The following is a 12,771-nucleotide window of genomic DNA, read 5'->3' as shown; positions in this document are numbered from 1 at the left end:
GCGCGGCCCATCTGGTGTGCATGGATGTCTCTGCTGGCGGAGGATCTCTTCTGCCAGGTGATGGCTTGCCTCACCCAGACGTTCGTTCTCATCGAAGCGTTCTGTCCGGTACTGGGCTGGCTGTTCCCGGCGCCCCAGGGGGCTGGTGCCGCACCACTTCGCCCCCCACCAGCAGAACGGCCTCGCCGGCCTGAAGCGGCAGCCATTCCTCATCCCTGGTCAGCGGTTCGGTGCTGACGATCGTCACGACGTCGTCGACGCCGGCCAGCTCGGAGAAGTCGACGCTCAGGTCGTCATCCGCCAGGGTGGCCCGGCCGAACGGGGCCCGGCGGGTGATGCGGTGCAGCCGGCTGCTGGCGTGGGCGAACAGCCAGCTGCCGTTGCTGATCAGACAGTTGAAGGTGCCCTGCTGCTCCAGCTGCCGGGCGCAGAGCACCAGCGTGCCGAAGATGGCGTCCAGGTCCGCCGGATCGGCACCGGCGGCGTGCAGTTGCTCCAGGATCCAGCAGAAGGCCACTTCGCTGTCGGTGGATCCCTCCGGAACGAACAGCCGCGTCGGCGGCAGCGGCCCCAGCAGATTGCCGTTGTGGGCGAACACCCATTCCCGCCCCTGCCAGCGCCGGTGGAAGGGGTGGCAGTTCTCCAGGGCCACCACCCCCTGGGTCGCTTTGCGGATGTGGGCGATCGAGCAGTGGGAGCGCAGATCCAGGCTGGCCACCCGGGCGGCGATCGGCGAGAAGGCCGCCGGGGCGTCCTCCCGGTAGAGATGCACCCCGCGGCCATCGGAGTCGAAGCTGGCCACGCCCCACCCGTCCCCGTGGCAGCCGGTGGCACCCCCCCGGCGGGTGAGGCCATGGAAGGAGAAGCGCATGTCGGTGGGGGTGTTGGCGCTGAGGGCTAGCAGTTCGCACATCACCCGGGGTCCACCGCGGCCCCCATTCTCCCCACTGGGGCGGACCCGGATCAGCGGGAGCTGCTGAACAGCTGGTCCCAGACCCCGTCCTTGCCGAAGAAGGTGGCGTTGATCTTGTCCCAGCCGCCGAAGTCGCCGGCCGAGAACAGCTGCCTCACCGGGGCGAAGCGTCCCTTCACGCGGCTCCAGACGCCCGGGCTGACCGGACGGAAGCCTTCCTCGGCGAAGATCTCCTGGGCCGGCTCGCTCTGGAGAAAGGCGGCCAGGGCTTCGGCAGCCTTGCGGGTGCCCTTGCGATCCACGTTGCGGTCGATGACGGTCACCGGGCCCTCGATGCGGATGTTGACCTCGGGCACGATGAAGGGTGCCTTGAGATCGCCACTGCGCTTGGCCAGGATCGCCTCGTTTTCGTAATTGAGCAGCACGTCGCCTTGGCCGCGCTTGAGGAACACGTCACTGGCCTCGCGGGCGTCCTTGGGCAGGTTGTCCACATTGCGGTAGACCGAACTGACGTACGCCCTGGCCTGGGCCTCGCTCCCCCCGGTCTGGCTGATCGACCCCCAAAGACCCAGGAAGTTCCAGCGGGCACCGCCGGAGGTCTTGGGATTGGCCGTCACCAAGGTCACCCCTGGCTTGGTCAGATCCGCCCAGCTCTGAACACCTTTGGGGTTGCCGTCGCGGGTGATGAAGGCCACCACCGAGTTGGTGATCATCGATCCATCGGGCAGCTCCTTCTCCCACCCCGGTTGCACCAGCCCCGCCGCCTGGAGCTTGAGCACGTCACCGGCCAGGGCGAGGGTGGCCACGTCGGCATCGAGGCCGTCGATGATCGCCCGGGTCTGGGAACCGGAGCCGCCATAGCTCGTCTTGACGTTGATGGTCTGGCCGGTTCTGGCCTTCCAGTCGGCTTCGAACTTGGGCAGGATCCGGTCGTAGGCCCCCTTGGTCACGGCGTAGCTGACCAGCAGCAACTCCTGGGGAGCGTCGCTGCCGCCGGCACCGGCACCGCCCTCGGGCCGGGGGCTGCAGCCGGTGAGGGCCAGGCCCCCCAGCAGGAGACCGGTGATGGCCAGAGGGGCGGCGGACGGAAATGGCGAGGAGAACGAATAAAGCACGGTTGACCGATGGGTGTACTGGTGAAAGCTGTCCGTCGCGCCGACACGGTGGTGTAGGGCGGATGACATCCCCCGGGTGCCGGGCCGGCGGCTGGCCCGGGGGTGGTGACTGTCACAATCCCCGTAAGAGAACCGTGGATTCCCTTGGCCTTCAGCGCGAAAACCGGCTACGGCCTCGTCTCGCTCATCGAGCTGGCTGCCATCCACTCCCGCGGCGGCGTGCTGCAGGTGGCGGAGATCGCCCAGCGCCAAGGCATCCCCGATCGCTACCTGGAGCAGATGCTCGCCAGCCTGCGCCGGGGCCAGATCCTGCGCAGCATCCGGGGGCCGAAGGGGGGCTACCAGCTGGCCCGGCCACCGGCCGAGATCCGGGTCGATGACGTGGTGAGCTGCCTGGAGGGGGAAGTCACGCCGCGGGGTGGCGGCGAGAGCGCCACCCCGGAGTTCGAGGTGCTGGGCCGGCTGGGGGATCAACTCGAAGAGGCCCGTCGCGCCATCCTCTCGGGGACCACCCTGCAGGACCTGCTGGACCAGCGCGATCACCTGGCCCAGGCTCAGGCGATGTACTTCATCTGAGCGGTCCGCGGTGGTCCGTTTAATAGACCACATTGCCGATGGGGAATGTGAGGTATGGTGCTGGGGTCCCCGCAGGCTCCCCATGTGCTGTTGTCGGCGAATGCCTGTCGCCAGCCGAAGGCTGGCCGTCCGCCCTGCCCTGAACCCCTCCAACCCATTGCTTTCCGCCTGCGGCCATGACCACCTCACGCACGCCCCAGACCCTCCGCCTGACGCTCCTGCCCCATGACGTCCTGCCCGACGGACTTCACTGGAAGATCCAGGACGGCTACATCCGCACCGCCTCTCACGACGAGGAGGGCGAATCCTTCACCCTCGGCCTGTGGGGCCCGGGTGACTGGGTGACCAACGCCTATTCCACGCTGCGTCCGGTGGAGATCCAGTGCCTGTCCACGGTGGTGGTGGAGCAGGGCCATCCCAGCGAGGCCGAGATCCTGGCCTTCCTGCATCACCAGATCCGCAACACCGAAGAGCTGTTCGAGATCAACCGGGTCCGCGGCGCCGATTCACGACTGCTGCGGCTGTTGCGCTGGATCGGCATCCGCTTCGGGCAGGTGAGCAGCCGCGGCTACCGCCTCTCCCTGCGGGACATGAACCTCACCCATCAGGCCCTGGCGGAGATCTGCGGCCTCACCCGGGTGACGGTCACCAAGACCCTCAACCATTTCAAGCGCCTCGGCCTTCTGCATCAGGTCAGCGACACCGACCTGATGGTCAGCATCCCCTGAGCGCACCGGCGCCCCATTCCCAGCGTCCTTTCTGTTCAACAACACCCACGCATCAACACCCACCGTCATGGCTGCCCAGTACTTCCGCTCCAGGCTCAATGAGCCCCATCCCCAGCGCTTCACCCTCGTCTTCCGCAACGGTGAGCTACTGCGCCACCAGGATCCCCTGGCCGTGGCCCAGTACCTCGCCGATGCCCGCCTGGCGGAGGTTCATTCCGAACCTCCGCGCCGCCGAGTCGCCACGGCTCGGATCGACTGATCAGATCACTGATCAGATCGAATAATCGGGCTGGAAGGCGTGTGCCTGGCGGCTGATCACATGCAGTCGGTCGCCGGGCTTGAGGTTGACATAATCCACCTCTTCCCGGGGGAACTGGGCCACCACCACCTCCGCGGAGTCGAGCACCAGTTCCGCCTGCAGGTCGCGGCCCATGTGGGTGAGGCGCCGCAGGCGGGCTGGCACCGTGCCCGGCTGGGGGGTGGCATGCACCTGCACATGGTGGGGGCGCACGAAGATCCGGCCCTCCGCCGGCAGCGGCGGAACCGCATCGCGCCGCACGGGCAGGGAACCGCTGGGCAGCTCGTTGACGGCGCCCACGAAACTCATCACGAACGGGGAGGCGGGATGGTCGTAGATCTCCGCCGGCGAACCGATCTGCTCCACCCGGCCTTCGTTCATCACCACGATCCGATCGGCCACCTCCATGGCCTCCTCCTGGTCGTGGGTGACGATCACGGTGGTGACGTGCATCTCGTCGTGGAGATGGCGCAGCCAGGCGCGCAGTTCCTTGCGCACCTTGGCATCGAGGGCGCTGAAGGGTTCATCCAGCAGCAGCACCCGGGGCTGCACCGCCAGGGCGCGGGCCAGGGCCACCCGCTGGCGCTGCCCGCCGGACAGCTGGGAGGGGTAGCGGTTGCCGTAGCCCCGCAGGTGCACCAGGTCGAGCAGCTCGTCGACCCGACGACGGATCGCCTCGGGCTTCCAGCGGCGCAGTTCAAGGCCGAAGGACACGTTGCGACGCACGTTGCGGTGCTTGAACAGGGCGAAATGCTGGAAGACGAAGCCCACCTGGCGTTCCTGCACCGACCGTTCGGTCGCCTCCTCGCCGGTGATCCAGATGCGGCCGGCATCGGCCTCTTCCAGTCCGGCGATCAATCGCAGCAGGGTGCTCTTGCCCGACCCGGAGGGACCGAGCAGGGCCACCAGGGAGCCGGTGTCCACGTCGACGCTGACGTCGTCGACGGCGCGGAAGTCGCCGAAGCGCTTGCTGACGTTGGCGACGCGGATGCCCATGGGAGCGGCCTGGGTGGCTGGAGAAACTGACTATACCGGTAAGCGCACCGATGAACCGTCCTTTAGCCTGACGCCGTCGTCGCCCCCAGCGCCGCGCCCTCCGCCGCCCCCCTGTCCCCCTGCCCCGATGACCCCCGCCCTCCTGCGTCGCTGGCGCCTGCCGGCCTTGGCGCTGCCCAGCTGGCCCTGGCGCATCACCTGGACCTACCTGGGCCTGATCCTGTTCCTGCCCCTGGGCGCGATGCTGCTCAGGGCCGCCGAGGTGGGACCCGTCGGTTTCTGGGAGATGGCCACCACGCCGGAGGCCATCGCCACCTACAAGGTGAGTTTCGGCCTGGCCCTGGTGGCCAGCGTGATCAACGGTGTCTTCGGGCTGGTGGTGGCCTGGGCGCTGGTGCGCTGCCGCTTTCCGGGCCAGCGCCTGCTCGATGCCCTGATCGATCTGCCCTTCGCCCTTCCCACCGCCGTCGCCGGTCTTGCCCTCACGGCCGTGTACAGCACCAACGGCTGGCTGGGCCAGCCGCTCAACGAGGCCTTCGGCCTCAAGGTGGCCTTCGCCGCCCCGGGGGTGACGGTGGCGATGGTGTTCATCTCCCTGCCCTTCGTGGTGCGCACCGTGGAACCCGTGCTGCGTTCCCTCGAGAAGGAGCAGGAGGAGGCCTCCTGGTGCCTGGGGGCCACGCCGCTCCAGACCACCCTGCGGGTGGTGCTCCCCCAGCTCCTGCCGGCGATCCTCGGCGGGGTGGCCCAGGGCTACAGCCGGGCCGTGGGGGAGTACGGCTCGGTGGTGATGATCTCCAGCAACGTGCCCTTCCGGGACCTGATCACCCCCACGTTGATCATCCAGAAACTGGAGGAGTACGACTTCGACGCCGCCACCGTGATCGGCGCGGTGATGCTGATCTTCTCCCTGCTCAGTTTGCTTGTCATCAACCTGCTGCAGGTGTGGGGCCAGCGCTACCAGGGCGATGCGGCCTGATCCCGCCTCCCTCAGCCTTCACCCCGATTCCTGTCCGCCTTCCGTTCCCGCCATCGGCTGTCCGCCATGACCATCGTCGTCCCCACCCTGGAGAGCCCCGCCGCCGTTCGGGCTCCGCGTCCGAGGTCCCGTCGCCCGGGCCCTGATCTGGCGGCGATCCTGATCCCCCTGATCGCCTGCCTCTATGTGGGGGTGGTGATCCTGCTGCCCGCCCTGAGCGTCGTGGCCTCCGCCTTCGCCAAGGGGCTGGGGCCTTTCCTGGAGAACTTCCAGTCCCACGAACTGCTCTCGGCCCTGCGCCTGACCCTGTTCGCCACCGCCGTGGCGGTGCCCTGCAACGTCATCTTCGGCCTGGCCGCGGCCACCGCCATCGCCCGCCGCCAGTTCCGGGGCAAGGCCCTGCTGCTCAGCATCATCGACCTCCCCTTCTCGATCTCGCCGGTGGTGGTGGGCCTGATGCTGGTGCTGCTCTACAGCCCCACCCATGGCCTGCTGGGGGGCGTCATCGAGAGCCTGGGCTGGAAGATCATCTTCTCCTGGCCGGGGATCGTGCTGGCCACGATCATCGTCACCTTCCCCTTCATGGCCCGGGAGGTGATCCCCCTGCTGGAGGAGGAGGGCTGGGAGCAGGAGGAGGCCGCCCGCACCCTCGGCGCCACCAACTGGCAGGTGTTCTGGAAGGTGACGCTTCCCTCGGTGCGCTGGGCCGCCCTCTACGGCCTGATCCTCACCACGGCCCGGGCCCTGGGGGAATTCGGTGCCGTCGCGGTGGTCAGCGGCAACATCGAGGGCCTCACCCAGACCCTGCCCCTGTTCGTGGAGGACGCCTACAAGAACTACCAGACCGAGCTGGCCTTCGGGGCGGCGATGGTGCTGGGGGGCGTGGCGATCGTGTCGCTGCTGCTCAAGCTCCTGGTGGAGCAGCTGCTGGAGCAGGACAAGAAGGCCGCCAGGATCGAGCCCTGAGCGGCAGCGCCCTGATCCGGGCCGGCCACGGGGCGGTTCCCTAGCGTTCGCTTCGGCAGCGAGCGACAGCCATGGGGCCTTGGCAGCAGTTTCTGGAGGCCCCCGCCTTCTGCATCAATCTGGAGCGCCGTCCCGACCGGCGCGACGGGCTGCTCCAGCGCCTGGGGGAGGCGGGCTTCTCCCGGGTCTCGATCTGGCCAGCGGTGGATGCCCGATCGGAGGATCTGGAGGCCCTGTTCGAGCGCCACGGCCTGGGCAGGCCGATCGACGTCGACCGCTTCACGGCCCGCCGCGGCTCCCAGGGGTCCCTGCTCTCCCACCTGGGCCTGCTGGCCCATGCCATCGAGCGGGACCTGCCGATGGTGCACATCTTCGAGGACGATGTCTTCTTCCCGCCCATCTGGACGACCCATGCCAAGGTCTTCCATGACGCCACCCCTGCGGACTGGGAGCTGCTGTTTCTTGGTTCCCAGCTCCTCTACGAGGAACTCCCCTGGCCCAGTCCGTTCCGCTTCCTCGATCGCCATCCCCGCCTGAGGTCGGCCTCCCGCCGCGTCGTCTCCAGGCCGACCCCCCTCCTCCAGGACATCGTGGTCTGTCCGCTGTTCTGCACCCACGCCTACACCTTCACCCAGGCCGGATGCCGTCAGCTGTACGCCTGGCTCACCGGCCAGCCGGTGGTCTATGGGTACGACTTCATGATCTGCGATGGCATGCGGAACTCCCCGCGCGTCAGCTCCTTCCCGCTGAAGTGGTACGCCTGGAACAGCCTGCGGCTGTGTCCCGACCCGGCCGGCCGCGGCACCGATCCGGCCATCACCCGGCGCAACCGGGGGCTGGTGTTCCAGCTGGAGGAGGACGGCCCGGGTGTGGTCGGCGACAAGCTATGAAAGGCTGCGGCGGAAGGCCTCCGGGAAGATGGGCCGGGGCTGCCCTGAGGCGAGCGCGGCGATGAACTCCCGCGCCAGGGAGAGGGACTCGGCGATCACCTGGTGCATGTCCATGTATTTGTAGAGCCCCAGCCGGCCCAGGAAGCTGGTCCTGTCGGTCTGCAGGCAATCGCCCAGATAGCCGTGCATCAGGGCCTTGTCGGCCGCCAGGCGCTTGGGGTAGTAGGGCTCATCCTTGCTGCCCGTTTCCTTGCTGTATTCGGTGAACACGATCGTTTTCTCGTGCTGCTTCCAGTATTCGTAGTGCTTGTGCTCCCTGCGGCGGGTGAAGCCCACATCCAGCGAGGGATAGTTGATTCCGGGATGGCCCAGGGCATCGCCTGTTTCGATCTGCCGCTCCCAGAACACGGTGCGATAGCCCAGCCGGCCCCGCCGGTGGCCGAAGAAGCCATCGAGGGGGCCTGAGTAGAAGACGTGGTCATAGGCCTGACCATCGGAGGGTTGCCAGCGGTGGTTGAGGCTCAGGGAGATGCGGGGATGGTCGAGGAGCCGCTCAAAGATGGCGGTGTAGCCATCTCTGGGGATGCCCTGGTAAATCGAGGCGTAGTAGTTGTCGTTGTAGTTGAAGCGCAACGGCAACCGCTTCAGCACGGAGGCCGGGATCTGCTGCGGCTCGCAGCCCCAGTGTTTCTTCGTGTAGCCATGGAAAAATGCCCGGTAGAGCTCCTCGCCCATGAAGTGCAGCGCCTGCTCTTCGAAGTTCCGGGGCTCCTTGATGTCATGGCGCCGGATGGTGTCGACGAACTGCCGGGCCTCCGATGGCGAGAACTTCTTGCCGAAGTACTGGTTGATGGTATGAAGATTGACGGGCAGGCTGAAGATTCCCTTGTCGATGCTGGCCTTGGGACGGTTGATGAACGGCATCATCTCCGTGAAACGCTGCAGGTAGTTCCAGACGTTCAGATCGCTGGTGTGAAAGATATGGGCCCCGTAGGTATGCACGGTGATGCCCGTTTCCTGCTCCCTGTGGGTGTGGCAGTTGCCGCCGATGTGATCCCTGGCTTCAACCACATCGATGCAGTGGTCGGTGTGATCAGCAAGCTCCCTGGCCAGCACGGCGCCGGCGAAGCCGGAGCCAACCACAAGAAAACGCATGATGGAAAGCCTGGGAGAAGATCAGAAAAGGATGCGATCGGGGAGTCTTGATTCGATGAAATCTCGGTAGTCGTCCAGCCGGGTTTCGGGACGGATGTCGATGGATTTGGAGGCCGTGTCGTAGTGGCGGAAGCGCTTCATGATGCCATTGAAGTGCTGTTCATCGCGGCCATCCATGTAGTCGACGGGGTTGGTGTTCTTGAGGCCGTGATAGCGGATCGTCCAGCTGAGATGGGGCGGTAGAAAGGAGCGGAACCGCAGGTAGCCGAATTCGCAGTGGTTCCACTGGCAGATGTGCTGGTCGAGGCCGGTCCTGGCCCTGGGCGTGAGGATGGCATTGGTGCCCACCACGTTGGCCGGGTCTTCACCGGTGAGCAGCAGCAGCTTGCCGAGGTCATGGAGGAGGGCCAGCAGCAGCAGATCGTCGTCGCGCACGCCATCACCAACCATCGCCTCGATCACCTGCAGGCTGTGGGTCAGCTGGCTGGCGCAGCCCAGCAGATTGTCCGTCGGATCCAGGCACTCCCCCAGCATCCGGAACAGATCCATCGGCCGGAGGCTGCCCAGCACCGGCGTCCGATAGCGGTCGTTGAGGGCCTCCACATCGGCGATCGTCTGCTGGTCGTGGCGATCCAGGATCTGCCGCTGCAGGGTCCGCTGACGCTCGGCGGCCCGGTGCGCCGCCGAGTCGGGAGGATCGAGTTTCACGAGGCCGAGGCCGGCCGCGGCCAGCCCCCGTTCCAGCCCGCGTCGGGCCCGTCCCTTCAGCCGGGGCATCAGGTGGCTCGGCAGCAGCGGAGGCGAGAACAGCAAGGCGTCCGCTGCACCGAATCTGTTCCTCACCCTATCGAGGCTCGTGGGCCCCGTCCTCCCCGCAGCTGCCGGGTGCCTCGATCTGGAGCGTGCTGTGGCTGATGCCGAGCTGGGCGAGCCGTTGCCGGGCGAGCGACAGCAGCTCCCCGTCGAGCGGCCCATCACAGCGGCCGACGAGATGGGCCGTGAGGGCGCTGCGGGAGGTGCTCATGCCCCAGACGTGCAGATGATGGACGTTCTCCACCCCGGGCAGGGTCCGCAGGGCCGCCTCCACCGCGGCCAGGTCAATGCCCCGCGGCACGGCGTCGAGGCTGGCGCTCAGCGCCTCCAGCAGCAGTTCCCAGCCGCTCCAGGCCACCGCCAGCCCCACGCCGATGGCCGTGGCCGCATCCAGCCACATCCAGCCCACCAGCCCCACCAGCACGGCGCTGACCAGCACCGCGGCCGAGACGGCGGCATCGGTGAGCAGGTGCACCACCGCCGCCCGCCGGTTCAGATCGTGGTGGTGGCCGCTGCCGAACAGCCGGGCCGACAGCAGGTTGACGACGATGCCGGACGCCGCCGCCCAGGCCACCGGGCCACTGACCACCGGCACCGGATCCAGCAGCCGCTGCACCCCTTCGACGATCACCACCCCGGCTGCCATCAGGATCAGGGCCGCGTTCATCAGCGAGGCCAGCTGGGTGCTGCGACCGAAGCCGTAGGTGAAGCGGGCCGTGGCCGGGCGGGCGCTGAGCCGTTCAGCCCCCCAGCCGAACAGCAGGCCGGCCACATCGCCCAGGTTGTGGATGGCGTCACCGATCAGGGCCAGGGAGCCGAAGCCGATGCCGATCACCAACTGCAGCCCCGAGAGGCCGCTGTTGAGCACCACCCCCCAGAAGAAGGCCCTCGGGGCCCCGTGGTGCTGGTGATCGTGGTGGGAATGGGACGCCATGCCGGCGTCTTAGCAACGTTGCCGCCCTGGGGACGTCAGCTGTTGAAGTGGGAATCAACCCAGCAGCGGGGCAGGGACTCGCCGGAGGGGAAGATCAGTTCGGCCTTGGAGAAGTCCCCGGGGTCCTGGAGCTCTTCGCCGCCATGCAGACGGGCCCGCACCAGCTCCTCGAAAGGATTGAACAATTGCTTGACGTTGAGGACCTCCACCAGGCTGGCGTCGTCATCGTGGCGTACCTTCAGAAACATCACCCTGCACCGGTTGTCGATCCCTTCAGTCTGCTGGCGCTTCGGTGCCACGAAGGATCAGGACCGTAACGATTCCCCTCACCGCTGCCGGGTCCTCCGCGTCTGATCTCCTTTCCATGGCCCATCACCAGATCCTGATCGTCGGCGGAGGGGCTGCGGGCCTCACCGTGGCCAGCCAGCTCAAGCGGGCCCGGCCCGGTCTGGAGATCGCCATCCTGGAGCCCTCCCCCGACCACTACTACCAACCCGGCTGGACCCTGGTGGGCGGCGGCGTCTTCACCCTTGAGCAGACCCGCCGCGCCGAAGCCGATCTGATTCCCGAGGGGGTGCGCTGGATCCGCGCCGCCGCCACCGGTTTCGACCCGGTGGCCGGCACCGTGACCAGCAGCGATGGTGAAACGCTTCACTACGACGCCCTGGTGGTGGCCACCGGCATCAAGCTCTGCTGGGACCGGATCAAGGGGCTGCCGGAGGCCCTGGGCACGGGCGGGGTCACCAGCAATTATTCCAAGGATCTGGTCGATTACACCTGGAAGACCATTCAGGCCTTCAGCGGCGGCAACGCGATCTTCACCTTCCCCGACACGCCCATCAAGTGCGCCGGGGCGCCCCAGAAGATCATGTATCTGGCCGACGACGTCTTCAAGCGCTCGCCGACGGTGGCCGCGGCCACCAGCGTCATCTTCGCCACCGCCACTCCGGGGATCTTCGGCATTCCCACCTTCGCCGAACCCCTGCGCCAGGTGGTGGCCCGCCGCGGCATCGAGCCCCGCTACCTGCACACCCTCACCGAGGTGCGCGCCGCCAGCAAGGAGGCGGTGTTCGCTGTCAAGGACGGCGACACGGTGCGCGAAGAGGTGCTCCCCTTCGGCATGCTGCACGTCACCCCGCCGATGGCGGCCCCCGATGTGGTGGCCACCAGCCCCCTGGCGGTGGCCGGACCGGGCGGCTGGGTGGAGGTCGACAAGTTCACCACCCAGCACGTGCGCCATCCCAACGTCTTCTCCCTCGGCGATGTGTCCTCCCTGCCCAACTCCAAGACCGCCGCGGCGGTGCGGGGCCAAGCGCCGGTGCTGGTGGCCAACCTGCTGGCCCATCTCGATGGCCAGCCCCTGGCCGCCCGCTACGACGGCTATGCCTGCTGCCCGCTGATCACCGGCTACGGCCGCGTGATCATGGCCGAGTTCAATTACGACGGACAGCCCGTTCCCTCCTTCCCCCTCGATCCCACCCAGGAACGCTGGAGCATGTGGGTGGTCAAGAAGGATGTGCTGCCCTGGATCTACTGGAACCGCATGCTCAAGGGGGCCCCGCACGAGCGGCGCTTCATGCCCGGGGTGGCGCGCTGAGGTCGCTGCCGGAAGGCTTCAGATGGCCCAACCGCTCCTCGAGGCCATGGAGCATCTCCAGGGCGAACATCGGCAGTTCCTGGAGGGCGAACAGGAATTCCTCCCTGTTCATCTCCAGCAGTTGCGTGTCCTGCACCGCGGTGGCGGTGCCGAAGCGCTGATGCTCGGGGCCCACCAGGGCACCCACCCCGAAGCTGCTGCCGGGGCCGAGGATTTCACTTTCCCTGCCTCCGGTCCAGTCGATCTGCACCGCACCCTCGACGATGCCGAACACGGAGTCGCCGGCCTCCCCGGCACGGAAGATCACCTCCCCGGCGGCGATGGTCCTCAGCTCCCTGTCCTGGGCCAGGAGCCGCATGGTGGTCAGGGCGCCTGGGGAGGGCGAGGTCATGGGGAACTCCGGAATGGTTCCACCTTGCTGGCGGAGGGTTAAGGATCCGTTGGCATCGGCGCTGCCCCCAACGCCACCGGGGAGGGCGTCACGTCCCAGATGCGTTCCGCATACGCACCGATGGCCCGATCGGAGGAGAAGAAGCCACTGCGGGCCGTGTTCAGCAGGGCCATCTGATGCCATCGGCGGCGGTCGGCCCAGGTGGCGCTGACCCTGGCCTGGGCCTGCAGGTAGGAGGCGAAGTCAGCCAGCACAAAGAACGGGTCGCTCCCCCGCAGCTGGTCGCTCAGGGGCCGGAAGCGGTCCATGTCCCCCTGGCTGAAGTGCCCCCGCTCGATCAAGGCGAACACCTCCGCCAGCAGGGGATCGGCGGCGATCCATTCCCAGGGCCTGTAGTGGCCGTGCAGCTGGGCGATCTCC

16 protein-coding genes are annotated in these 12,771 nt (G+C 67.5%); 7 read left to right on the top strand and 9 right to left on the bottom strand.

Annotated elements, in window-relative coordinates:
* Positions 1–88 precede the first annotated feature (88 nt).
* Complete coding sequence (locus VB738_RS13210) at positions 89–913, bottom strand: class II glutamine amidotransferase (RefSeq protein ID WP_323306181.1); 825 nt, start codon at positions 911–913, stop codon at positions 89–91.
* 50 nt (positions 914–963) lie between these two features.
* Positions 964–2,028 (bottom strand): sulfate ABC transporter substrate-binding protein, encoded by a 1,065-nt coding sequence (locus VB738_RS13205; RefSeq protein ID WP_323306180.1) that lies wholly within the window; start codon positions 2,026–2,028, stop codon positions 964–966.
* Between the two features lie 144 nt (positions 2,029–2,172).
* Between VB738_RS13205 and VB738_RS13200 the strand changes: the two genes are divergently transcribed.
* The 3 genes from VB738_RS13200 (at position 2,173) to VB738_RS13190 (ending at position 3,591) form a co-directional block, all read left to right on the top strand.
* Positions 2,173–2,604 (top strand): Rrf2 family transcriptional regulator, encoded by a 432-nt coding sequence (locus tag VB738_RS13200; protein WP_323306179.1) that lies wholly within the window; start codon positions 2,173–2,175, stop codon positions 2,602–2,604.
* A 176-nt stretch (positions 2,605–2,780) separates the two neighbouring features.
* Positions 2,781–3,332, top strand: coding sequence for a Crp/Fnr family transcriptional regulator (locus VB738_RS13195; RefSeq protein ID WP_106222534.1), 552 nt, complete (start codon positions 2,781–2,783; stop codon positions 3,330–3,332).
* Positions 3,333–3,399: 67 nt separating this feature from the next.
* Positions 3,400–3,591 carry a hypothetical protein gene (locus VB738_RS13190; protein ID WP_323306178.1) on the top strand — a complete coding sequence of 64 codons (192 nt, stop codon included), beginning with the start codon at positions 3,400–3,402 and terminating at the stop codon, positions 3,589–3,591.
* 12 nt (positions 3,592–3,603) lie between these two features.
* Here VB738_RS13190 and VB738_RS13185 read toward each other — a convergent pair whose 3' ends face one another.
* A complete protein-coding gene (locus tag VB738_RS13185) occupies positions 3,604–4,626 on the bottom strand; it encodes a sulfate/molybdate ABC transporter ATP-binding protein (RefSeq protein WP_323306177.1) in 1,023 nt (340 codons plus the stop codon).
* Between the two features lie 127 nt (positions 4,627–4,753).
* On the opposite strand from VB738_RS13185, the gene cysT reads away from it, so the two are divergent.
* The 3 genes from cysT to VB738_RS13170 all read left to right on the top strand — a co-directional run bounded on the left by cysT (position 4,754) and on the right by VB738_RS13170 (position 7,461).
* Positions 4,754–5,605: a sulfate ABC transporter permease subunit CysT gene (gene cysT, locus VB738_RS13180; protein ID WP_323306176.1), complete on the top strand. Its 852-nt coding sequence runs from the start codon at positions 4,754–4,756 to the stop codon at positions 5,603–5,605.
* Between the two features lie 66 nt (positions 5,606–5,671).
* On the top strand, positions 5,672–6,571 hold the full coding sequence (cysW, locus tag VB738_RS13175) for a sulfate ABC transporter permease subunit CysW (protein ID WP_323306175.1): 900 nt from the start codon (positions 5,672–5,674) through the stop codon (positions 6,569–6,571).
* A gap of 71 nt (positions 6,572–6,642) precedes the next feature.
* Positions 6,643–7,461: a glycosyltransferase family 25 protein gene (locus tag VB738_RS13170; protein WP_323306174.1), complete on the top strand. Its 819-nt coding sequence runs from the start codon at positions 6,643–6,645 to the stop codon at positions 7,459–7,461.
* Here the strand turns inward: VB738_RS13170 and VB738_RS13165 are convergent.
* Genes VB738_RS13165 through VB738_RS13150 form a run of 4 tightly spaced genes read right to left on the bottom strand, consistent with a single transcriptional unit; the run spans position 7,456 to position 10,611 of the window.
* Positions 7,456–8,616: a UDP-galactopyranose mutase gene (locus tag VB738_RS13165; RefSeq protein WP_323306173.1), complete on the bottom strand. Its 1,161-nt coding sequence runs from the start codon at positions 8,614–8,616 to the stop codon at positions 7,456–7,458. The two genes, VB738_RS13170 and VB738_RS13165, sit on opposite strands and share 6 nt — an antisense overlap.
* A 21-nt stretch (positions 8,617–8,637) precedes the next feature.
* A complete protein-coding gene (locus VB738_RS13160) occupies positions 8,638–9,429 on the bottom strand; it encodes an inositol oxygenase family protein (RefSeq protein ID WP_323306172.1) in 792 nt (263 codons plus the stop codon).
* 31 nt (positions 9,430–9,460) lie between these two features.
* The gene (locus VB738_RS13155) at positions 9,461–10,363 is read right to left on the bottom strand and encodes a cation diffusion facilitator family transporter (protein WP_323306171.1); all 903 of its coding nucleotides are present in this window, start codon (positions 10,361–10,363) and stop codon (positions 9,461–9,463) included.
* Between the two features lie 35 nt (positions 10,364–10,398).
* Complete coding sequence (locus tag VB738_RS13150) at positions 10,399–10,611, bottom strand: acetyltransferase (protein ID WP_323306170.1); 213 nt, start codon at positions 10,609–10,611, stop codon at positions 10,399–10,401.
* 71 nt (positions 10,612–10,682) lie between these two features.
* On the opposite strand from VB738_RS13150, the gene VB738_RS13145 reads away from it, so the two are divergent.
* Complete coding sequence (locus VB738_RS13145; RefSeq protein WP_323306275.1) at positions 10,683–11,960, top strand: FAD/NAD(P)-binding oxidoreductase; 1,278 nt, start codon at positions 10,683–10,685, stop codon at positions 11,958–11,960.
* On the opposite strand, the gene VB738_RS13140 is transcribed toward VB738_RS13145, so the two are convergent.
* Complete coding sequence (locus VB738_RS13140) at positions 11,938–12,351, bottom strand: cyclic nucleotide-binding domain-containing protein (RefSeq protein ID WP_323306169.1); 414 nt, start codon at positions 12,349–12,351, stop codon at positions 11,938–11,940. The genes VB738_RS13145 and VB738_RS13140 overlap by 23 nt on opposite strands.
* A 38-nt stretch (positions 12,352–12,389) precedes the next feature.
* Positions 12,390–12,771: glycogen/starch/alpha-glucan phosphorylase (locus VB738_RS13135; RefSeq protein ID WP_323306168.1), on the bottom strand; the 382-nt coding region annotated here is incomplete at its 5' end.

This window comes from Cyanobium gracile UHCC 0139 (genome assembly GCF_034931325.1).
In the GTDB taxonomy this organism is placed as follows: domain Bacteria; phylum Cyanobacteriota; class Cyanobacteriia; order PCC-6307; family Cyanobiaceae; genus Cyanobium; species Cyanobium gracile_B.
This window is presented reverse-complemented; position numbering and strand designations above follow the sequence as displayed.